Annotated in this window: 19 protein-coding genes and 1 pseudogene; 9 read left to right on the top strand and 11 right to left on the bottom strand. The window is 73.0% G+C overall.

What is annotated here, in order from left to right; all coding sequences use genetic code 11:
• Positions 1-105: 105 nt before the first annotated feature.
• The 3 genes from ACIPXC_RS23995 to ACIPXC_RS23985 all read right to left on the bottom strand — a co-directional run bounded on the left by ACIPXC_RS23995 (position 106) and on the right by ACIPXC_RS23985 (position 4,141).
• Positions 106-303, bottom strand: a complete 198-nt coding sequence (locus ACIPXC_RS23995) for a hypothetical protein (protein WP_030662027.1) — start codon at positions 301-303, stop codon at positions 106-108.
• Between the two features lie 110 nt (positions 304-413).
• Complete coding sequence (locus tag ACIPXC_RS23990) at positions 414-3,164, bottom strand: LuxR C-terminal-related transcriptional regulator (RefSeq protein ID WP_401621752.1); 2,751 nt, start codon at positions 3,162-3,164, stop codon at positions 414-416.
• A 92-nt stretch (positions 3,165-3,256) separates the two neighbouring features.
• The gene (locus ACIPXC_RS23985) at positions 3,257-4,141 is read right to left on the bottom strand and encodes a YhjD/YihY/BrkB family envelope integrity protein (RefSeq protein ID WP_401621749.1); all 885 of its coding nucleotides are present in this window, start codon (positions 4,139-4,141) and stop codon (positions 3,257-3,259) included.
• 453 nt (positions 4,142-4,594) lie between these two features.
• Between ACIPXC_RS23985 and ACIPXC_RS23980 the strand changes: the two genes are divergently transcribed.
• Positions 4,595-4,780 (top strand): hypothetical protein, encoded by a 186-nt coding sequence (locus ACIPXC_RS23980; protein ID WP_401621747.1) that lies wholly within the window; start codon positions 4,595-4,597, stop codon positions 4,778-4,780.
• A 59-nt stretch (positions 4,781-4,839) separates the two neighbouring features.
• On the opposite strand, the gene ACIPXC_RS23975 is transcribed toward ACIPXC_RS23980, so the two are convergent.
• The 4 genes and pseudogenes from ACIPXC_RS23975 to ACIPXC_RS23960 form a co-directional block, all read right to left on the bottom strand.
• Positions 4,840-5,286: a hypothetical protein gene (locus ACIPXC_RS23975; protein ID WP_401621744.1), complete on the bottom strand. Its 447-nt coding sequence runs from the start codon at positions 5,284-5,286 to the stop codon at positions 4,840-4,842.
• Positions 5,287-5,424: 138 nt separating this feature from the next.
• Positions 5,425-5,850 (bottom strand): YjbQ family protein, encoded by a 426-nt coding sequence (locus ACIPXC_RS23970; RefSeq protein ID WP_401621742.1) that lies wholly within the window; start codon positions 5,848-5,850, stop codon positions 5,425-5,427.
• 908 nt (positions 5,851-6,758) lie between these two features.
• The gene (locus ACIPXC_RS23965) at positions 6,759-7,400 is read right to left on the bottom strand and encodes a GNAT family N-acetyltransferase (RefSeq protein WP_401621739.1); all 642 of its coding nucleotides are present in this window, start codon (positions 7,398-7,400) and stop codon (positions 6,759-6,761) included.
• Between the two features lie 41 nt (positions 7,401-7,441).
• Positions 7,442-7,627 (bottom strand): annotated as a pseudogene (locus ACIPXC_RS23960) (hypothetical protein); the annotation flags it as partial.
• A 214-nt stretch (positions 7,628-7,841) separates the two neighbouring features.
• On the opposite strand from ACIPXC_RS23960, the gene ACIPXC_RS23955 reads away from it, so the two are divergent.
• Positions 7,842-8,255, top strand: a complete 414-nt coding sequence (locus ACIPXC_RS23955) for a DUF5133 domain-containing protein (RefSeq protein ID WP_401621736.1) — start codon at positions 7,842-7,844, stop codon at positions 8,253-8,255.
• A 23-nt stretch (positions 8,256-8,278) separates the two neighbouring features.
• On the opposite strand, the gene ACIPXC_RS23950 is transcribed toward ACIPXC_RS23955, so the two are convergent.
• Positions 8,279-8,518 carry a DUF6213 family protein gene (locus tag ACIPXC_RS23950; RefSeq protein WP_401621733.1) on the bottom strand — a complete coding sequence of 80 codons (240 nt, stop codon included), beginning with the start codon at positions 8,516-8,518 and terminating at the stop codon, positions 8,279-8,281.
• Positions 8,519-8,672: 154 nt separating this feature from the next.
• On the opposite strand from ACIPXC_RS23950, the gene ACIPXC_RS23945 reads away from it, so the two are divergent.
• The 7 genes from ACIPXC_RS23945 (at position 8,673) to ACIPXC_RS23915 (ending at position 16,839) form a co-directional block, all read left to right on the top strand.
• The gene (locus ACIPXC_RS23945) at positions 8,673-8,996 is read left to right on the top strand and encodes a plasmid stabilization protein (RefSeq protein ID WP_401621730.1); all 324 of its coding nucleotides are present in this window, start codon (positions 8,673-8,675) and stop codon (positions 8,994-8,996) included.
• Between the two features lie 23 nt (positions 8,997-9,019).
• Positions 9,020-9,268, top strand: coding sequence for a hypothetical protein (locus ACIPXC_RS23940; RefSeq protein ID WP_401621728.1), 249 nt, complete (start codon positions 9,020-9,022; stop codon positions 9,266-9,268).
• Between the two features lie 78 nt (positions 9,269-9,346).
• A complete protein-coding gene (locus tag ACIPXC_RS23935) occupies positions 9,347-10,441 on the top strand; it encodes a glutamate--cysteine ligase (RefSeq protein ID WP_401621725.1) in 1,095 nt (364 codons plus the stop codon).
• A gap of 125 nt (positions 10,442-10,566) precedes the next feature.
• Positions 10,567-11,052 carry a helix-turn-helix domain-containing protein gene (locus ACIPXC_RS23930; protein WP_401621722.1) on the top strand — a complete coding sequence of 162 codons (486 nt, stop codon included), beginning with the start codon at positions 10,567-10,569 and terminating at the stop codon, positions 11,050-11,052.
• A 10-nt stretch (positions 11,053-11,062) separates the two neighbouring features.
• On the top strand, positions 11,063-11,476 hold the full coding sequence (locus tag ACIPXC_RS23925; protein WP_030027260.1) for a VOC family protein: 414 nt from the start codon (positions 11,063-11,065) through the stop codon (positions 11,474-11,476).
• 92 nt (positions 11,477-11,568) lie between these two features.
• The gene (locus tag ACIPXC_RS23920) at positions 11,569-13,953 is read left to right on the top strand and encodes an ATP-binding cassette domain-containing protein (protein ID WP_401621719.1); all 2,385 of its coding nucleotides are present in this window, start codon (positions 11,569-11,571) and stop codon (positions 13,951-13,953) included.
• A 330-nt stretch (positions 13,954-14,283) separates the two neighbouring features.
• Complete coding sequence (locus ACIPXC_RS23915) at positions 14,284-16,839, top strand: discoidin domain-containing protein (RefSeq protein ID WP_401621716.1); 2,556 nt, start codon at positions 14,284-14,286, stop codon at positions 16,837-16,839.
• 399 nt (positions 16,840-17,238) lie between these two features.
• On the opposite strand, the gene ACIPXC_RS23910 is transcribed toward ACIPXC_RS23915, so the two are convergent.
• The 3 genes from ACIPXC_RS23910 to ACIPXC_RS23900 all read right to left on the bottom strand — a co-directional run bounded on the left by ACIPXC_RS23910 (position 17,239) and on the right by ACIPXC_RS23900 (position 19,997).
• Positions 17,239-17,397 (bottom strand): hypothetical protein, encoded by a 159-nt coding sequence (locus ACIPXC_RS23910; RefSeq protein ID WP_401621713.1) that lies wholly within the window; start codon positions 17,395-17,397, stop codon positions 17,239-17,241.
• Positions 17,398-17,616: 219 nt separating this feature from the next.
• On the bottom strand, positions 17,617-18,522 hold the full coding sequence (locus ACIPXC_RS23905) for a geranyl diphosphate 2-C-methyltransferase (protein WP_401621710.1): 906 nt from the start codon (positions 18,520-18,522) through the stop codon (positions 17,617-17,619).
• Positions 18,523-18,524: 2 nt separating this feature from the next.
• Positions 18,525-19,997, bottom strand: a complete 1,473-nt coding sequence (locus ACIPXC_RS23900; RefSeq protein WP_401621708.1) for a family 2 encapsulin nanocompartment cargo protein terpene cyclase — start codon at positions 19,995-19,997, stop codon at positions 18,525-18,527.
• Between the last annotated feature and the right edge of the window lie 86 nt (positions 19,998-20,083).

Here is a 20,083-nt window from a genome sequence, read left to right as displayed (position 1 = left end):
GCGGTACCGCGCCGGGCACACTTCGAAAGTGTCGTCCGGCCGACGGCTTCTCGTGATCACCCGAAGCGGGTGGTCCTCCCTTCCGGGTCGGGGAAAGGTGCGGCGTCAGGCGGGTACCTGGCGCATTTCGAGCACCCGCAGGCCCAGGGACTGGAAGCGCGTGAGGAGCCCGTACAGGTGTGCCTCGTCCGCCACGATGCCGAGGAGGAGCGTCTGCTCCCGGACCGGGATCCGGTCGAGCTCGGGGAAGTTCGCGGCGAGTGTGTCCGGCACGACGCCCGAGATGCGGAACTCGTAGCGCATGAGAGCACTCACTTCTCTCCGAAGGAAGACTTCAGGTGGCTTGCGCCGCCATCGTCGGTCCGGGTCCCGGCGCCCCGCATCGCCCGGTACGGGCGAGAGAGGGCCGCGCGTCAGAGCAGACCGAGGTCCTGGGCCCGGTGGACGGCGTCGCTGCGCCGGGTCACTCCGAGCTTGCGGTAGATGCTCTTCAGGTGGGTCTTGACCGTGTTGGCCGACACGTACAGCTCGGAGGCGATCTCCTCGGTGGAGAGCATCCGTGCCGCCTGGCGCAGTACGTCGGTCTCCCGCGCGCTGAGCGCCTCCACGACGGGCGGCGGCTCCTCGGCCGGGCTGCCGGTCCGGCTGGCGGCGGGCCGGCCGGCCGGGCTGCCGGTCCGGCTGTCGGCGGGCCGGCCGGCCGGGCTGCCGCCGGCCGGCACCTGCCCGGTGGCCTCCCGCAGGGCCCGGCGCGCCCAGGGCCCGCCCTCGGCGAACGGCCGGCGCAGTTCCTCCGGCCCGGCGAGCTCCACGGCCTCGGCCAGCCGCCGGTGGGCCGCTGCGGTGTCGCCGTCGGCCGCCGCGATCCGGGCCCTGAGCAGGCACGCGCCGACCCTGACCGGCAGTGTCAGGCCGTCGTCCGCGGGCAGGGCCGCGAGCTCCCGCACGGCGGGCTCGGCACGGCCGGCCGCCATCAGGGCACGGGCGCGGGCCAGCGCGTGCTCGGGCCGCCCGGGCGGTACGGCGTCCAGCGCCCGCAGGGCCGCTGCGGTGTCCCCGCGGGCCAGATGCGCGGCGGATTCGGCAACGGCCAGCTCGTCCGCCGCCCAGGCCCGGGCCGGCGGCGCCGTCCCCGGCGGCCGCGGGCCGCTGAGGACGGCGAGCGCGGCCTCGCCGTCCCCCTCGGCCGCCGCGATCCGGGAGCCGATGACGGCCGCCACCACCGCGACGGCGGGCTCGGGGCGGGGCCCGGCGGCTGCGGTCGCGACCGCCAGGTCCAGGTGGGAGCGGGCGGCCTGCAGGTCGTCCTGCTCCAGGGCCACGCCCGCCAGGACGAGGTGGCCGGTACCGGACCGGCGCCCGGGCGGCAGGGCCGACTGCTCGGCGACGGCGAGGGACGCCCGGGCGTGTTCGGCGGCCCGCCGCAGCCGGCCGCACATCAGTTCGGTGAGGGCCAGCGAACCGAGCGCGTCGCAGAGCGGCGGGCAGAGTGCCGCGAACTCCGTTCCCGGGCCGTTCCCCGGGTCCGCTCCGGGATCCACCCCCGGGCCCGCCCCCGGGTCCGTTGCCGGGTCCGTTGCCGGCCGCGTTCCAGGTCCTCCGCAGGCCTCGACCGCGGCCGTGAGGGCGCTCTGCGCGCCGTCGAGCCGTCCGGCGCCCAGCCGCACCGCGCCGAGGGCCGCCAGGAGCAGGGCGCGGACCTCAGGGTGTGCGGCGACCAGCGGGGCGGGCAGCTCGCCGAGCACGCGTTCGACGTAGGCCGCCGCCCGCTCGGCGGCCGACGGGTCGCCGGTGGCACGCCCTGCGAGCACCTCAAGGAAGGCCCGGCTGAGCCGGACGGCCGCGCCGGATCGGGGGCCCAGGTGGGAGTCCGCGCGCCGCACCATGTCCTCGTAGCCGGGGAGGTCCTGTACGACGAGCCGGGTGGCCGCGCCGACCAGTGCGGGGGCCGCGCCCTCCACCTCGGCCGGCAGGGTTGCGAACGCCCGGTTGAGCTGCTCCGCCTCCAGGCCGGTGAACAGCCGGCCGATCGCCAGGGCGTCGACGAGCTGCCCTGCGGCGAACGGCCAGTCACCGGCGGCCGCTCCCTGGAGCACCGCTTCGGTCAGCCGGCCGGTGCCGGCGAGCCAGCGTGCCGCGCGCCCGTGCAACTGCTGCTCCAGGCCCGGGTGACGCTGACGCAGGTGGGCGCGCAGGACCTCGGCGAACAGGGGGTGCAGCCGGTACCAGGCCGATGCGTCGATCTGTTCCAGGAACGCGTTGTCGCGGGCCAGGCCGGCGAGCGTCCGGGCGGCGTCGTCACGGCCGGTCAGCGCGTCCGCGAGGTCGGGGTGGACGCGGTCCGTCACGCAGACGCGCAGCAGCAGTTCCTGGGTGGCCGGCGGCTGCGCGTCGAGGACCTCCCCCAGCAGGTAGTCGGCGATCGTGGTGCGGTCGGCCGCGAACTGGCGTACGAAGGCCTCCGGGTCGGGGCTGCGCTGCATCGCGAGGGCGCACAGCCGCACTCCTGCGGCCCATCCCTCCGTCCGCTCCAGGAGGAGCCGGATGCCGTCCTGTGAGAGGTCCAGCCGGTGCTCGCCGAGCAGCGCCTCGGCGTCCGCGTGGGTGAACCTGAGGTCGGCCTGCCGGATCTCCGCGATCTCCCCGGCAGCCCGGTAGCGGTGGAGGGGGAGCAGGGAGTCCGTCCGGCTGGTGAGCACGATGCGCAGTCCTCCGGCGGCGTGCCGGAGGACGAAGTCCAGTCCTTCCGTCATGGCGGGCGGCTGGGCCGTGTCGAACTGGTCGAGCACGAGGACCACGGGCTGCGCGGACTCGGCCAGCCCCGCGGCCAGGCGCACCAGGAAGGACTGGGTCACCCCCTCGGCGCGGGTCGGTCTGCCCACGGCTGCGGGCAGCTCGACGCCGCCCCGGTGCAGGGCCTCCAGGACGTACGCCCAGAAGACGCCCGGGGCGTCGTCGGGTTCGACGGTCAGCCACAAGGGGGGTCGTGGCGTGCGGCCTCCGGCCGCCGCCCAGTGGGCGGTGAGCACCGTCTTGCCCGAGCCGGCCGGACCGTTGATCAGGGTGAGCGGGCCCTGCACCCCGGCCGTCAGACGTCTGAGCAGCTCGGGCCGGTGGACGAGGGTCTTCGGCACGGCCGGTGCGGTGAAGCGGGCCGTGAGCATCGGATCGCACTGTGGTCGGGCCACAGCCTCCACTGAAGCCGTGATCGGTCGTGATCACCACTCGTGTCACCCGGTCCGGGTGAGGTGCGGGCTCACTGCGGGACGGCGGCGGGCTCACTGCGGGACGGCGGCGGGTCGTCGGGGGTTCGCAGGTGGTGCGCCAGCAGGGACTCGTGGGCCAGTACGTATCCCAGGGCGACGCCCATGGTGACGACGACGAAGAACATGATCAGCCAGGACAGGACGACGAAGACCAGCCCGAGGCCGCCGAACTGCTGGAGGCTGTGGTTCAGGGCGCGGGGCATGTAGAACCTGGAGCCCCAGCTGATGAGGCCCGCTCCCACCGCGACCAGGACCGCGCCGGGCAGCAGGGGCAGCCACGCGATCCGCCCGCCGAGCAGGAGGTGCTGGGTCCACCACCACAGCAGGACGCCGCTGATCAGCGAGACGACGGCGCCGAGGACGGGGCCGGCCCCGAACGCCTGCTGGACGGGCCCCTGGAACAGCAGGGCCGTCAGCCAGACCAGCAGCCAGGCCATCCAGCGCCAGGCCGCGAGCCGGGCACCCGCCTTCGGAAGGTGCCACGCGCGCTCGCAGGTCCGCTGGAGCGCACGGCTGCAGGCGGTCGCGGACAGCAGCGTGACCACGACACCCACCACCCCGGTACTCGCGAGGGTCGCCGTGTCCTCACCGCTGTTGTGCACCACCGAGCGGATCTGGTCCAGTGCCGGGCCGGTGAAGCCCAGGGTCGCACTGACGGTGGCCACGAGCTGTTCGCGCATCCAGTCGGGTGCGATGGCCCCGATGACGAAGATCGCGGGAATCGCGCCGAGGAAGGCCTGCGCGGCCAGCCGGGTGGCGCAGTCCAGCAGGTTGACACGGGCGAACTGTTCGAGGATCCGGCCCAGGAACGGCGTGTACTTGCGCATCCAGCCCGGCACAGTGAAGCGGGGCGGCTTGTCACGCGGTTCCGACACAGTGAGGGCTCCTTCCGCGGACGGCGCCTGTCGGCTGCGGCTGCCTCCATGAGAAGGATGGGTCAGCGCCGGATGTCCGGCACGTCGGCAGGGCCGCCCGCGCGGCGAGAAGGGAGCGCGGTCGCGGAGACCGCACACCTACGATCCGGGCCGAGCCCCTTGGGAGAAGGATCGATGGAGATCATCTTCCGAAAGCTCCCGGACAACCGGCACGACCTCGAAGTCCCGCGGCCGGCGGGGACCGGACGTGCGGCTGATGGCCGGGGCGACGGGTCCGACGATGCCCCACGACCTCGTGCACGCGACGGTCGGGGGCGCGCTCGCGATCACCGACGGGTTATGGGGTGCCATGGCGCGGGGCGCCGCCTCCGAGGGGTTCGAGAGGGCGGCGCCGACGCGCCACCGCCGGTCGGGGATGAAGGTCCTGCGACGCGGCGATGCGGTGACGCGGTGATGCGGGCGGAACTCTGCGTCAACTGGGCCTACCGTGTCCGGTCCGGCCTGATCACGCGGGGCAGGAGGGTGGGGCGGAGCCCGCTGGACGACCGTCAGGTCGCCCTGGCCTGCGCGGCGCTCGACCGTGCAGCCGAGCGCCGGTCGGGGGTGGCGGAGGGCGGAACCCTCACCTGGCGCTGGTGAGGACCGGGCCGCGGCCGGCGTTCCCACCCGGCGCCGGCCCCGTACCCGCCACTCCCCCGCTACAGCCCCTGGGGGCCGGTGTACAGGCGGGCGATACCGTGCTCCAGCGGGCCGAGTTCCCTCCCGGGGGCCGTGTCGAGGGCGGTGATCTCCGCTTCCACCGCCGCGAGTTCCTCCGGGCTGCCCGTGATCGTCAGCTGGTACCGATAGGCCTTGAGAACGACGACCAGCAGCTGCAGCCTCCCGGCCTCCAGGGAGTGCATCCGGCGTGCGGCCGCGACCGCCTCGGCCCGCAGGGCGAGGGCCGTGCCGGGCTGATCGGCGAACTCCTGGTGGCCGTAGGCGCACAGCGCCCGGGCCAGCAGGGGCAGGTACGCGAGCGGGCTCACCTGTGCGAGCACGCGGTATGCGGCGACCTCCTGTCGGACGGTCAGGGTCTGGGAACCGAGGAGGGCCACTCGTGCTCGGAGTATCGCGTCGTGACTGATGTGCGCCGTGTGAGTCATGACGATGATTCTGAAAGCCGCACAGGGGCCCGAACAAGGACAATCGACTGTGCCCTTGATCCTACGAAAACCCGCTCTGACCTGTCATGATGGATACGTCTTCACCCCTGCGCCCACCCGGCGCCCTCGGCGGTCGAGTCAGCCGGCGAGGAAGGACAGCCGGACCTGACGGCGGGGGTTGTCCCGGTTGGTGTCCACGAGGGTGACGGACTGCCAGGTTCCGAGTTCCAGCGTCCCGCCGATCACCGGAAGCGTCGCGTGGGGCGGGACGATCGCGGGCAGGACGTGGTCGCGGCCGTGGCCCGGGGAACCGTGCCGGTGGCGCCATCGCCCGTCGGCGGGCAGCAGGGACTCCAGGGCGGTGAGCAGATCGTCGTCACTGCCCGCCCCCGTCTCGATGACGGCGAGCCCGGCGGTCGCGTGCGGCGTGAAGACGTTCAGCAGTCCGCTCCGGCCGCGCGCCACCTCCCCGAGGAAGGCGACGCAGGCGGGGGTCAGGTCGTGGACGGTCTCCCGGTCCCCGGTCGTCACGTCGATGGTGCGCGATACGAAGGTGTCGGCCATGGCGCCATCCTCCCGCCGCGCCGCCGCGCGGCGGCGCAACCGCGCCGGTGCCGGCGGCCGGCCCGGCCGCCTACGATGGTCACGGGGCGTGATCACGGACGGGGGCGGGCCGGTGTCGGAGGATGCGGGGGCTCCGGGCATGCCGGTGTCGGAGCTGAAGGCGCTGAAGGAGCGGCTCGTCGCACTCGACGTGGCCGCCGGGCGCGGTGGGCGGCGGCCGGGGCGCTTGAGGCCGTGCGCTGCGCCGACCGGGGCGGGCCGGTGTGGGACGCCGAGGAGCGGGCCGCGCTCGCCGAGCTGTTGCAGGTCGCCGCATGGATCACCTTCGATGCCGAACAGCAGGCGATGTCACGGTGGTTGCACCTGCGTGCACTGGAACTGGTCTCCGGGGACCGCGAGTCCGGACCGGCGGAGGTGGAACCCCTCATCCTTGCGGTGCTGTCGATGCAGGAGGAGCACCTGGGCCGGCCTGCTGGTTCGCTGCGCATCGCCAGGTCCGTACTGGCCCGCACGGACCTTCCGGGCCGGGTGGCGGCGATCTTCCAGGTGCGGGCGGGTCGGGCCCTGGCCCGTCTGGGGCAGGGCCCGGGGGCCGGACGGGCCCTGCGCATCGCCGGTGAACTCCTCGCGGACGGCCCCTCGGACCGGGATCCCGCGTGGGCCTGGTGGTTCGACCGGCCGAGCTGGAAGGCCACGAGGGGCTGGCGCTGGCCGCCCTCGGCGATCCGGAGGGCGCCGCCGCGCTGCTGTACGGCGCCGCGTACGCCGGTGGCGACGGCCCCGCCTACCGGGTGCTGTTCGCGGCCGAACTCGCCCGCGTCCTGGTCCGGACCGGCGACTGGCGCGAGGCCGAGGCGGCGATGTCCGGCCTGGTCGGCGCCGTGCCGGGTGCCGGGTCCGTCCGTGCGTTACGGGTGATGGGCGATGCGGTCCGGCTCGTCGGGCAGGCGCACCGGGTGCCGCGCCGCGCCCGGGACACCGCCCACGACCTGGACCGCGCCCTGAGCCGCCTGAGCGTCCCGAGCGGCGGGTGAGCCGTCCCGGACCGCCGGCGGGTCGTACTCCATGCAGACCAGGTCCTCGCGCGGGTCCCACGAGCCGGTCGTCCGGAAACCGGACCGTTCGTACACGGCGATCGCGGATCTCCGCCAACTCCACACGGACAGGCGGACGGTGGTGACGTCATATTCGGCGCAGCAGGCGAGCGCCGTACGCAGGAGCAGGGTGGCGACACCGCGCCCCCGTCGGGCCGGATCGGTCCACACCCGCCTGATCTCCGCGATCCCCTCCTCCGGAGCGGTCACCACGAGACAGCCCGCCGGTACGCCGCCGTCGACGGCCAGGAACACCGTGTCGTCCGCGAAGGCGGTCCGCGGGTCCTGGATCTCGGCCCGGTACCGCGCGGGGAGTGCGGTCGCGTCCGCGACGGGCAGCCCCTTCTCCGCTTCCGTACTCAGGTGATAGTCCGTCAACATCGCTGCCAGCGCTGCGGGTTCACCGATCAGGCGGCCCTCGCTGCGGACGACGACCGGCGGGGCGTGGGGGTGCATGGCGAGATCATGTCATCTCCGGCTCACTGCGCGCTGTGCCGGTGCTCCTCGTCGCACGCCGGCCACGGCTCGTCGGCGGGCCGGAGCAGCGGGCCGCCCACACGGCTGTCGCGCGCCGTCGGGCGTCCGGGGCGGGGATGCAGCCTGGTCGCCGTCGCACGATGGGCGGACAGTCCGGGGAACAGGGCCTCGATGTCGAGCTGCCGCGGTGGGGTCCTGAAGATCATGCGGCCGAACCTACGAGGCGGCGACGCGGGGTGCGTTCTCTGGGTGTGGGAAGGCAACTGCAGCGGGCATACCTTTCATACTTCCCCCCACCGCTCATACAGCCTTCACTTGAAAGGATGATCGGTGACCTCTCAAAGCATTCATCAGTCCTCTACAGGGCATGGACCGGTCCTCCGTGGCGAGCCGGCGGTGGAGTGGGCCACGGGCACGGTGATGGCCCTGGCACCTTGCGGGGCCCGTGAGGCACGGCTCGTACTGGCGGCCGCCGCCGAGCTCGTGCGCGTCCCGGTGGCGGACTTCGCGGCCGCGGTGGTCGCGGGCGCGCCCGGGGAACCCGTACCGGCCCGGTGGGGGCGGGCGCTGCGCCGGGCGGTGGAGGCACTGCGCAACCCCCTGCCCGGACCGGAGGGCGGGCGGGGCGTCGGCCTGCTGCCCAGCCGGGCCCGGACCGAGGACGCTCTGGCCCGGTTCCGGGCGTCCCGGGAGCGGCTCGCCGCCGCCCCGGGCGATGCGGCGGCCCGCAGCTTCATGGACGACGCCGCGTACACCCTGTGCGTGCTCATGGGCCGGTCGGCCGTCCACGAGGCCGTCCTGGCCGCCGAGCGGCATCTGGCGGGACCCGACTGACCGTCCCCGCCGGCACCGCGGTCTCAGGTGTCGTCGTCGAGTGCGGAGGCGAAGCCGATGCACTCGACGTCGATCTGGTCGGCGAGCTCCACCAGCACTCCGGACAGGTCGCGGGCTGTCTGCCCGTCTCCGCGCAGCTCTCCGGATTCGGCCGAACGCTCCCAGTCCGCCGCGAGGCGGCGCAGGAGGGTGGTCACGTGGTCGGCGGGGATCAGCATCACGCCGTCCACGGTGGGGATCAGCGGTATCGACACGTGGATCATGGCCGGCCCTCCCGGAGAACCCTTGTGCGCGGCGGCTACCCGGTCGACGGCGGGTCAACCACCCTGCGCGGCCCGGAGCGGGTCGTGTGCGGCGGCGGGCACCGGGTAGGCGCCGGGCGTACCGGATCGACCGCACACCGCCCAGGGAGTGATCATGCCTCGCGGTTCCAGCCCCAAGCGTGAACGGCAGTACGAGCACATCAGGCAGAGCGCCGAGGAGCGCGGCGAGAGCCCGGAGAGGGCGAAGGAGATCGCCGCGCGGACGGTGAACAAGGAACGGGCCCGGGCCGGTGAGTCCGAGACGGCGAGCCGGACGTCCCTGGAGGACATCTCCTCCGGCCGGCGCGGCGGACTGCGCTCTCACGAGGGAGCCGGGGGCCCGACCTACGACCAGCTCTACGAGGAGGCCAGGCGCAAGAACATCCACGGCCGTTCCTCGATGGACAAGGCCGAGCTCAAGCGGAAGCTGGGCCACTGACACCGACGACGCGGGAGGATGCGATGACAGGGCACGGGCAGGCCCACGGACGCCGGCCGACCACCCCGTCTCGGGCCCAGGGCGAGAGCGGGGACCAGGAGGCCCGCCGGGAGGCGGACCGGGCCGTCCGGTGGGACACGGGCGGCGGGGACGGCGAGGGGGCGGGCGCGCACGCCGCGAAGCGGCAGCGTCCGGGCACGGGGCGGGAGGAGCAGGTCCGCCCGCACCCCCCGCGGGACGGCCGTCCAGCTGCGGGGAGCGGCGACCGCTGACCCGCCGGCCGGGGCGCTCCCTAGGCCGGTCGGCTCAGGCGACGGATGATCGGACCGCTGCCGGGGTAACCGCACGGCGTGATCACATTCGGCGTCGAAGAGGAATACCTCTTGGTGGACCCGGTGACGGTGCTGCCGGTCCCAGGGGCCGAGTACGTCCGCAGGGCGGCCGGTCTCGGTCCGCTCGCGGAGGACGACGAGGTCCAGGACGAGCTGCTGCAGGCGCAGGTCGAGGTCGCCACGCCGGTCTGCACGGAGCTGGAGGAGGTGGGCGGCCACCTCCTGCGGCTGCGGCACGCGGTCGCGTCCGCCGCCGAGGAGCACGGCTGCCGGGTCGCCATGGCCGCGGCCGCGCCGCTCAGGGACGCCTCGGCGGTACCGGTCACCCGCAAACCGCGCTATCTGAGGATGGAGGGCCAGGCCCGGCAGCTGGTGGACGAGCAGCTGATCAACGGCATGCACGTGCACGTGGGGGTGCCCGATCCGGAGACCGGCGTCGCGGTGCTCAACCGCATCCGGGTCTGGCTGCCGACGCTGCTGGCCATGTCGGCGAACTCCCCCCTGTGGGACGGCAAGGACACCGGCTTCGCGAGCTGGCGCACGATCGTCTTCGGCCGCTGGCCGGTGAGCGGCCCGCCCCCGTACTTCGACGGCCTCGCCGACTACGAGCAGCGGATCGACGCCCTGGTGGCGTCGGGGGTGATCACCGACCGGGGCCAGCTGTACTGGCAGGCACGGCTCTCCGAACGGTTCCCGACCGTGGAGGTGCGCTGCCTGGACGTGCAGTTGCGGGCCGAGGACGCGGTGATGCTGGCCGGTCTGGTGCGCGCCCTGGTAGCAGTCGCCCTCGCCGAGGAGAAGGCCGGTGCCGAACCGGCCCGGTGCCGGCCGGAGCTGCTGCAGGCCGCCAACTGGCACGCGGCCCGGCACGGCCTGAACTCCACGCTGGTGGACCCCGCCGGCCGCTGCCGCAGCAGCGGTGACGTGCTGTACTCCCTGCTGGCCCACGTCACTCCGGCGCTGGTGGAGTCCGGTGACGAACGCGAGGTGTCCTCGCTCGTCCACCGGCTGCTCCAGGAGGGGACGCCGGCCGACCGGCAGCGCCGGGCCCTGCGGGAGGGCGGTATGCCGGCCCTGCGGAGCCTGATCGTGGGCGACTCCCCGTCCGGCTGAGCCCCGGAGCCCGCCGCGGGGGGGCAGGGCCGGGGCGACAGGCGTCGGCGCGGGTGGGGATGCGGAGGTTGCGCAGGTTCGGGGATGCCGAGGCGGGCGGCGGGCGCCGTGCGATGCTGGTGCGTATGACCCTGGAAGACCTGGTGAGGCTGCGCCGTGCCCGGGACGTGATCGACCGCGACTACGCGGAGCCCCTGGACGTTCCCGCACTTGCGAAGGTCGCCCTGATGTCGCCGGGTCATTTCTCCCGCAGCTTCCGCGCCGCCTTCGGGGAGACCCCGTACAGCTATCTGATGACCCGCCGCGTCGAGCGCGCGAAGGCGCTGCTGCGGCGCGGCGACATGAGCGTGACGGAGGTCTGCTTCGCCGTCGGGAGCACCTCGCTGGGGTCCTTCAGCTCACGCTTCACCGAGCTGGTCGGCGAGAGCCCCAGCGCGTACCGGGCCCGCGAGCACGAGGCGGGCGAGGCCATCCCGGCCTGCGTCGCCAAGTACATGACACGACCGGTGAGGGGCGGCGGACCGGCCGGGAATCCGGTCGGGAATCCGGTCAGGAATCCGGTCGGGGATCCGGTCAGGAATGGAGAAGCGAAATCGGCGGGCGCCTCGTAGCGTCGGAGCCATGAACATCAACCTCTCGCAGTGCTTCATCGCAGTCGACGACCACGACAAGGCGATCGCGTTCTACCGCGACGTCCTCGGCCTGGAGGTGCGCAACGACGTCGGGTTCGAGGGGATGCGCTGGGTGACCGTGGGGTCGCCCTCGCAGGACGTCGAGATCGTCCTCGAACCGCCGCTCGCCGACCCCGGCGCGCCCGCCGCGGACCGCCAGGCGATGGCCGAGCTGCTGGCCAAGGGCATGCTGCGCGGCGTGATCTTCTCCACGGACGACGTCGACGCCACCTTCGAACGCATCCGGGCGGCGGGCGGCGAGGTCATGCAGGAGCCGATCGACCAGCCGTACGGTGTCCGCGACTGTGCCTTCCGTGACCCGGCGGGCAACATGCTCCGCTTCAACCAGCCCCGCAAGCAGTAGGACCGCCACGCCCCCACGGGCCGCGGTCTCGGTCGCGTCACCCGGCGTGAACCGGGCCGCGGCCCGCCCCCACGGATGGAGAACCGCCCAGCATGGCCACGAGGAAGAACGCGCAGCCGCCCGCTCCGCACGCTGCCGACAGTCACGATCTGATCCGCGTGCACGGCGCCCGCGTGAACAACCTCAAGGACGTGAGCATCGAGATCCCCAAGCGCCGGCTGACGGTCTTCACCGGGGTCTCCGGTTCGGGCAAGAGCTCGCTGGTCTTCGACACGATCGCCGCGGAGTCGCAGCGGCTGATCAACGAGACGTACAGCGCCTTCGTACAGGGCTTCATGCCGACGCTGGCGCGGCCCGAGGTCGACGTACTCGACGGTCTGACCACCGCGATCATCGTCGACCAGCAGCGCATGGGCGGCGACCCCCGTTCCACGGTGGGCACCGCGACCGATGCCAACGCGATGCTGCGCATCCTGTTCAGCCGCCTCGGCAAGCCCCACATCGGCTCGCCCAAGGCGTTCTCCTTCAACGTCGCCTCCATCAGCGGCGCGGGGGCGGTCACGGTGGAACGTGGCGGACAGACGGTGAAGGAGCGCCGCTCCTTCAGCATCACCGGCGGCATGTGTCCGCGCTGCGAGGGCCGCGGCTCGGTCACCGATCTCGACCTCACCCAGCTCTACGACGACTCCAAGTCGCTGAACGAGGGCGCCCTCACGGTCCCGGGCTACAAGCCGGGCGGCTGGAGCTACCGGCTCTACAGCGAGTCGGGGCTCTACGACCCCGACAAGCCGATCCGCAAGTACACCGAGCGGGAACTGCACGACTTCCTCCACCGCGAGCCGGTCCGGATGAAGATCGCGGGCATCAACATGACGTACGAGGGGCTGATCCCCCGGATCCAGAAGTCGATGCTCGCCAAGGACCGGGAGTCGATGCAGCCCCACATCCGGGAGTTCGTGGACCGGGCGGTCACCTTCACGACCTGCCCCGACTGCGACGGCACCCGGCTCACCGCGGCGGCCCGCTCGTCGAAGATCAGGAAGGTGAGCATCGCCGACGCCTGCGCAATGCAGATCAGCGACCTCGCCGCCTGGGTCGACTCCCTCGACGAGCCCTCGGTGGCACCGCTGCTCGCCACGCTCCACCACACCCTCGCGTCGTTCGTCGAGATCGGGCTCGGCTACCTCTCCCTCGACCGTCCCGCGGGTACGCTCTCCGGCGGCGAGGCGCAGCGCGTCAAGATGATCCGCCACCTCGGTTCCTCGCTCACCGACACCACCTACGTCTTCGACGAGCCCACCACGGGCCTGCACCCGCACGACATCCAGCGCATGAACGGCCTGCTGCTGCGGCTGCGCGACAAGGGCAACACGGTGCTCGTCGTGGAGCACAAGCCGGAGACGATCGCGATCGCCGACCACGTCGTCGACCTCGGCCCCGGGGCCGGCACGGCGGGCGGCACCGTCTGCTTCGAGGGCAGCGTGGAGGGGCTGCGCAAGGGCGGCACCATCACCGGCCGGCACTTCGACGACCGGGCGGCCCTGAAGGAGACGGTGCGCAGGCCCACCGGCACGCTCCCGATCCGCGGCGCCACCGCGCACAACCTGCGCGACGTCGACGTGGACATCCCGCTGGGCGTCCTCACCGTCGTCACCGGAGTCGCGGGCTCGGGGAAGAGTTCGCTGATCCACGGTTCGATCCCGGCCGGCGAAGGTGTCGTCTCCATCGACCAGGGGGCGATCCGCGGTTCCCGGCGCAGCAACCCGGCGACGTACACCGGTCTGCTCGACCCGGTCCGGAAGGCCTTCGCGAAGGCGCACGGGGTCAAACCGGCGCTCTTCAGCGCCAACTCCGAGGGTGCCTGCCCCACCTGCAACGGCGCGGGAGTCGTCTACACCGACCTGGCGATGATGGCGGGTGTCGCGACCACCTGCGAGGACTGCGAGGGCAAGCGGTTCCAGGCCTCGGTGCTGGACTACCACCTGGGGGGCCGCGACATCAGCGAGGTGCTCGCGATGCCGGTGACCGAAGCCCTGGACTTCTTCAGTTCCGGTGATGCAGCCACGCCGGCCGCGCACCGCATCCTGGCCCGGCTCGCCGACGTCGGGCTGGGCTACGTCAGCCTCGGGCAGCCGCTCACCACGCTGTCCGGCGGCGAGCGGCAGCGGCTGAAGCTCGCCACGCACATGTCCGACAAGGGCGGCGTCTACGTCCTCGACGAGCCGACCACCGGGCTCCATCTCGCCGACGTCGAGCAGTTGCTCGGCCTGCTGGACCGGCTCGTCGACTCGGGCAAGTCGGTCATCGTCATCGAGCACCACCAGGCGGTCATGGCACACGCCGACTGGATCGTCGACCTCGGCCCCGGCGCCGGCCACGACGGCGGCCGGATCGTCTTCGAGGGCACTCCCGCCGATCTCGTCGCCGGCCGTTCCACCCTGACCGGGGAGCACCTCGCCGCCTACGTGGGCGCCTGACCGCCGGACGCGGCCGCGGAAGCCTCACCAAGCCACGGCGGCCGCGGAAGCCGCGTCCGATCAGTCGCGCACGGCGCGTACGTGGGGCGGGCCGGGCCGGGCGCCGCGCGGAGGGCTTGCCGCGTGACGCAACGCGGTTCCCCCGTCGTTTCCCCTGCCGTTCCCCGCGCCGTTCCCCCGTGGCGGCGGCCTGCGCCCCGGCCCTGGCCGCCACGGCGCGCCCTTCGGGGCGTCGGCACGGATTCCCGCCAACTCTGCCTATTCCCAGGCGGGTTGTGACCGCTCTGACTATGTTCTACGGGGCACATCAGTTCGCCCCAGGAGGTCAGATTGCAGTCCAGGCGCTCACGCGCGCTCACTCGCCTGTTACGCCGCTCCCACCTGCTCATAGCCTTCGCCCTCGGATCCGTGCTGCTCGGCCTGACCCCGTGGCTCGGGGTCACCAGCACCGCTGCGGCCGGCCGCACCCCGGGACCGCGGGCCGCGCCCGTGCCCACCGACCAGCAGGCGGCGGTGCAGTCGCCGCACCACGGCGTCGCACCGGCGAACGCGATGGAGCCGACGGCTCCCGTTCTGGACCGGGCCGGCTGGACGGCGTCGGCGAGCGACGAGGAGACCACCGGGGAGAACGGCCGCGCCGCCAACGTCCTCGACGGCAACGCCAACACCATCTGGCACAGCAAGTGGACGTCCCCCGCCGCTCCCCTGCCGCACAGCATCACCATCGACATGCACCGCACGGCGGTCGTCTCCGCCCTCGTCTACCGGCCGCGGGCCAACGGGCCCAACGGCCGCGTCGGCGAGTACGCGATCAGCATCAGCGCGGACGGGCAGAACTGGGGAACCCCCGTCGCCACCGGAACCCTCGCGGACGACGCCACATCCAAGACCCTCGGCTTCGCCCCGACGGGCGCCCGGTTCGTCCGGTTGACGGCGATCACCGAGGCCGGCAACCGCGGGCCCTGGACCTCCGCCGCCGAGATCGACCTGCTGGGCGACCCCGGCACCCCGGCCGCCACCGTCGACCTGTCCCGGGCCGGCTGGACGGCGACGGCCAGCGACGAGGAGACCACCGGGGAGAACGGCCGCGCCGCCAACGTCCTCGACGGCAACGCCAACACCATCTGGCACAGCAAGTGGACGTCCCCCGCCGCTCCCCTGCCGCACAGCATCACCATCGACATGCACCGCACGGCGGTCGTCTCCGCCCTCGTCTACGCTCCCCGCGCTGACGGTCCCAACGGACGTGCGGGCGCGTACACCGTCTCGACCAGCACCGACGGCACCTCCTTCGGCTCTCCGGTGGCCTCCGGCACCTGGCGGGACGACGACACCGTCAAGACGGCCACCTTCACCCGCGCCGAGCACACCCGGTACATCCGTCTGACGGTGACCAGTGAGGCCGGCGGCCGCGGTCCGTGGACCTCGGCCGGCGAGATACGTCTGAGCGGGCCGGCCAGCCCCGCCGTGCACGGTTCCTGGGGCCGGATCATCGGCTTCCCGCTGGTACCCGTGGCCACCGCCGCCCTGCCCGGGGACAAGCTGCTCGCCTGGTCCGCGTACGCCGTCGACCGCTTCGGCGGCAGCAACGGATACACCCAGACGGCGATCCTGGACCTGAAGACCGGCAAGGTCACCCAGCGCCGCATCGACAACACCGGCCACGACATGTTCTGCCCCGGCATAGCCATGCTGGCGGACGGCCGGGTCCTGGTCACCGGCGGCAGCAACGCGGAGAAGGCCAGCATCTACGATCCGGCCACCGACTCCTGGTCCGCGACCACCAGCATGAACATCGCCCGCGGCTACCAGGCCATGACGCTGCTCTCCACCGGTGAGGCCTTCGTCCTCGGCGGGTCCTGGAGCGGCAACGCCGGCACCGACAAGGCCGGTGAGGTCTGGTCGCCGGACACCCGTACGTGGCGTTCACTGCCGGGTGTTCCCGCGTCCAAGGCGCTGACCGCCGATCCGGCGGGCCCCTACCGCGCCGACAACCACATGTGGCTGCACGCCACTTCGGGCGGCAAGGTCCTGCAGCTGGGGCCGAGCAAGCAGATGAACTGGATCTCGACCAGCGGCCAGGGCGCCGTCACTCCCGCCGGCACCCGTGCCGACAGCCAGGACGCCATGACCGGCAATGCCGTCCCGTACGACATCGGCAAGCTGGTCACGCTGGGCGGCTCCCCGGCCTACCAGGACTCCCCCGCCACGCAGCGGGCGTACACGGTGGGCATCTCGGGCAGCCAGGTCCAGGCGGCCCGCACCGGGGACATGGAGCACCCCCGCGCGTTCAGCAACAGCGTCGTCCTGCCGGACGGCAAGGTGGCCGTCTTCGGCGGGCAGGCCTATCCGGTGCCGTTCAGTGACGCCACCTCGGTCCTGACGCCCGAACTGTGGGACCCGGCGACCGGCAGCTTCACCCCGCTCGCCTCCATGGCCGTCCCGCGCAACTACCACAGTGTGGCCAACCTGCTGCCGGACGGCCGGGTCTTCTCCGGTGGCGGCGGCCTGTGCGGCGACTGCGCGACCAACCATCCCGACGGTGCCGTCTTCACACCGCCGTACCTGCTCAACGCGGACGGTACGCCCAAGGCGCGGCCCGCCATCACCGGGGGCGTGCCCCCGAGGGCGGCTCCGGGTGCGCAGCTGACGGTGAGCACCGACAGGTCCGTGTCGTCGTTCGTCCTGATGCGGGCCGCCGCCGCGACCCACTCCACCGACAACGACCAGCGGCGGGTACCGCTCGTGTCCACGCCCGCGGGAACGGGCGCGTACACCGTGTCGATCCCCTCCGACACCGGTGTGGTGCTGCCGGGGACGTACATGCTCTTCGCCCTCGACGCGCAGGGGGTGCCGAGCATCGGGCAGTTCGTGACCGTCTCCTGACGCGCGGGCGCCGCCCGGCCCGCCCGTGCGGGACCGGGCGGCGCCCCGGAACGCGGCCCCCGGGACACCCGGATGCGGACGGGGAACGTCCCAGAGCACAGCAAGGACGCGGACGCTTTCGAGGACCGCGACATGGACAACTTCATGGCGGAAGTCGCATGGCTCACCCAGGTGGCCGCCGTCTACAGTAAGCTCGGCAGGGCGAGTTGAGAGCTCCCGCCCGGTTTGCATCCCCCGTCGAACCGGGCGGGCACCTCCCGTTCCCCCGTGTTTCCTCGGGCCGGTCGGGTGGCTTCCGCCCGGACTGGCCCGGCCCATCCCCCCCGCGTTGGCGACGGCCATCAGCCCGCCGGAGCACGCGGAGTCCAGCGCATAGCTCTCGCCGTGCAGAGCGAACACCTAACTGACGCTGTTCGGGCCCATGCTGAGGAGCAGTCCGGCCACGGAGGTGCCGTGCAGCCCCTGGACGGCGCGTACGGCCTCCTGGTGTCCGGGGTCCGTCGCCCGGGCATCGAACTCGCCGCCGGCCGGCCGGCGCAGGCGACGAGCGTCGGCCATGCGCGGACCCGGCGGCGGTAGGGCGGTGCGGCGCAGTGGTGGATCGCCACCGCGCCCCGTGCGGCGGCGATCAGGCGCTCGGGGTCCGCCGCGTCCCCGGTCCGGGCCCGGGCCCGGACCGGCGTCCGGACCTGCTGCGTCGACGGCCGCCCCACGCGCCGTCGGGCCGGGCCCGTGGTCACGGGCCCGGCCTCCCCCTCGCTCCGGCGTCAGACGCGGTCAGACGCGGTCGGCCGCGATCAGGACGTACTGGAAGGAGCCGTCCCTGTAGGAGTTGATGAACGCCTCCTCGATGCCCGTGACCAGTGAGGACGTCGCGCGCAGCTCCCAGTAGGGCAGCGTCTGGGGGGTCAGGTCGATGACGGCCTGCGGCACGAGACGGTTGTCGGCCATAGCCCGCATGTACTCGCGGCGGGAGTGGATGTTGCACTCGAAGTGCGCGTTGATCTGCGAGACCCACTTCGAGGGCTGGCCGTAGCGCGGGTTCCAGCAACCGGTGATGGTCACGTACCGGCCGCCGACCGCGAGGACGCGGGAGTGCTCGGCGAACAGGTCGTGCAGGTCGACGTACATGCTCGACTCGTTGTTCCAGGAGGCGGCGGCCTGCCCGGTCTCGAACGGCGTGCTGAGCATGTTGCAGACGCGGGCGCGGACGGAGTCGTCGATGCCGAGTTCACGGGCGCGCTGGTTCGCGAAGTCGGCCTGCTTGGCCGAGAGGGTCACGCCCTCCACCTTGCACCCGAACCGCTGGTGGGCCATGACCATCGAACCGCCGCGGCCGCAGCCGGCGTCCACGACGGTGTCGTCGCGTCCGATGGAGCCGAGGTGGTTCAGCAGGACGTCCGCCTGTGCGGACTCCAGGCGGTGGAGCTCGGCGATCAGCTTCTTCTCGTATGCGCTGTCCTCGGTGTCCCCGAGGGCCTCGTGGTCGATGTCACCGATGCCGTAGTGGTGGTGGTAGAGGCCGTCGACATCGCCGAGGCGCAGGTTCACCGGCCGGGCCTCGTGGTCCCAGTAACGGGCGATGTCCCCCTGGTAGGGCGTCGCCGGGGCGGGAATGAAGGCGGAAGCGGCGGAAGTGGGGGCGGTAACGGTGAGATCGGTGCTGGTCACGAATATATCCATCCTTACCAGAAGTCGGGCAGGCTGTAGCGGTATGTGTTGGTCCGGTGCCAGTAGTGGTTGCCGTCGACCCAGACGGCCACTCCCCGGAGGAAACGGACGACGCGTGGATCGGGGCAGGACAGGGCCAGTTCGGCGGCCGCGGCCTCGAAGGCGTGCATGAGGTCGTTGTGGACCTCGACCGCCTTCAGGTAGGCCTCCTTGTCGGAGAGGCCCTCCCGCGCGGCGATGACCACCGGCAGGTTCAGGTGCAGGCCGGGGCTCTCGAGTTCCTTGGTGTACGAGTAGAGGTCGTTGGAGATGGTGGTGGCGTTGCCCGCGAGCGCGATGACCCGTTGCATGGCGGGCATGGCGTGCAGATCGGCCGGCAGTTCGTAACCGCCCACGGTGTCGGTGATGGTGGGGCAGGGGCGGAAGTTGTTGAACTGGCGCATCGCCAGGTACTCGGACACCTCCGGCACGTACTTCGTCTCGGCCCAGGCGGCCTCGGCGAGGTATCCCAGGTGCAGCCGGGCCATGTCGTGCCGGTACCGGTCGGCCTGCGACGGGGTCGCCGCCTGCGTGAAGTACTCCATGGCCGAGCGGTAGGAGCGCCGCGGCGCGTCCGAGAGGAGCGACTGCGCCCACGCCGGCTGGTACTCCGCCGTCGTGTGGACCGGGTCCAGCGCGGTGTGCGCCAGCAGAAGCCTTCCTCCTAGTCCTACCGGCGAACCTCCGTGGTCCTCGCAGTAGCAGTCGTCGACCACGTTCTCGGCGACCATCAGCCTGGTGGCGATCATGAGGTGGTCGACGGTCGGCGCGTCGGGGTGGCAGGCGACCATGTAGCGGCCCACGGAGAAGCCGTCGAACTGATCCTCCCACTCCGGCGGGTACGCCTCCACCTCGTCCACCGCCCAGCGCTTGATCCGGCGGCTGACCTCCGCCACGCGGGCGGGGTCGGGCTCCGGGACGGGGTGGTGGTAGAGGCCGGGGATCGGCCGGCCCTCCGCCGCGGGCGGGGGCGCGGGCAGCTCCGGTGCCGACGGCACGGCGGGCTGCGCCGCGGGAGGTGCCGGGCGGGGCGTGAAGAACAGTCCCGCCGTACCCACACCGCTGGGACCCCGGATGATCCGCTCCAGGGCGGGGTTCGGTGCCGGGCTCGGTGCCGGGCTCGGTGCGGCCGTGGCAGCGGCGGCCCGCCGTGGCGGCTCCGCCACCAGGTCACCCCCCGCCCCCTCGGCCGGTGCGGGCACTGCCTCGGACCCTGGCACGGAAGCGGGGACGGGAGGGGAAACGGGGACGGGAGTGGGAGCCGGGACGGGAGGGGGGACGGGGTGGAGGGGCCGGGCCGCCGGTCCGAAGGGCAGCGCCGGCCCCGTCGGCAGCGCGGGTTTACCCGCGGGGACTGCCTCGGCGCCGCGGCCGTGACCGTGGGCACCGAAACGGGCCGCGGCGGCAGGCAGGCTCGACTGCGCGGGGGAAGGCCCGGGAACGGGCATCCGTGGCTCCTAGGTGATGGGGTGGGCTGTCCCGGCCCCTCCCGGACGCGATCGGCCTGTCCGGGAGGGGCCGGGCTGACGGCGGC

This window comes from Streptomyces sp. NPDC090021 (assembly GCF_044748225.1).
Classification (GTDB): domain Bacteria; phylum Actinomycetota; class Actinomycetes; order Streptomycetales; family Streptomycetaceae; genus Streptomyces.
The sequence above is the reverse complement of the archived record's forward strand: the minus strand, read 5'-3'. Positions and strand labels throughout refer to the sequence as shown.

Bases quoted from the DNA above. Each gene is read 5' to 3' on its own strand.
- ACIPXC_RS23995 (WP_030662027.1), bottom strand. From the start codon at position 303: ATGCGCTACGAGTTCCGCATCTCGGGCGTCGTGCCGGACACACTCGCC.
- ACIPXC_RS23990 (WP_401621752.1), bottom strand. From the start codon at position 3,164: ATGCTCACGGCCCGCTTCACCGCACCGGCCGTGCCGAAGACCCTCGTC.
- ACIPXC_RS23980 (WP_401621747.1), top strand. From the start codon at position 4,595: ATGCGGGCGGAACTCTGCGTCAACTGGGCCTACCGTGTCCGGTCCGGC.
- ACIPXC_RS23975 (WP_401621744.1), bottom strand. From the start codon at position 5,286: ATGACTCACACGGCGCACATCAGTCACGACGCGATACTCCGAGCACGA.
- ACIPXC_RS23970 (WP_401621742.1), bottom strand. From the start codon at position 5,850: ATGGCCGACACCTTCGTATCGCGCACCATCGACGTGACGACCGGGGAC.
- ACIPXC_RS23965 (WP_401621739.1), bottom strand. From the start codon at position 7,400: ATGCACCCCCACGCCCCGCCGGTCGTCGTCCGCAGCGAGGGCCGCCTG.
- ACIPXC_RS23955 (WP_401621736.1), top strand. From the start codon at position 7,842: ATGGCCCTGGCACCTTGCGGGGCCCGTGAGGCACGGCTCGTACTGGCG.
- ACIPXC_RS23950 (WP_401621733.1), bottom strand. From the start codon at position 8,518: ATGATCCACGTGTCGATACCGCTGATCCCCACCGTGGACGGCGTGATG.
- ACIPXC_RS23945 (WP_401621730.1), top strand. From the start codon at position 8,673: ATGCCTCGCGGTTCCAGCCCCAAGCGTGAACGGCAGTACGAGCACATC.
- ACIPXC_RS23940 (WP_401621728.1), top strand. From the start codon at position 9,020: ATGACAGGGCACGGGCAGGCCCACGGACGCCGGCCGACCACCCCGTCT.
- ACIPXC_RS23930 (WP_401621722.1), top strand. From the start codon at position 10,567: ATGACCCTGGAAGACCTGGTGAGGCTGCGCCGTGCCCGGGACGTGATC.
- ACIPXC_RS23925 (WP_030027260.1), top strand. From the start codon at position 11,063: ATGAACATCAACCTCTCGCAGTGCTTCATCGCAGTCGACGACCACGAC.
- ACIPXC_RS23920 (WP_401621719.1), top strand. From the start codon at position 11,569: ATGGCCACGAGGAAGAACGCGCAGCCGCCCGCTCCGCACGCTGCCGAC.
- ACIPXC_RS23910 (WP_401621713.1), bottom strand. From the start codon at position 17,397: ATGGCCGACGCTCGTCGCCTGCGCCGGCCGGCCGGCGGCGAGTTCGAT.
- ACIPXC_RS23905 (WP_401621710.1), bottom strand. From the start codon at position 18,522: ATGGATATATTCGTGACCAGCACCGATCTCACCGTTACCGCCCCCACT.
- ACIPXC_RS23900 (WP_401621708.1), bottom strand. From the start codon at position 19,997: ATGCCCGTTCCCGGGCCTTCCCCCGCGCAGTCGAGCCTGCCTGCCGCC.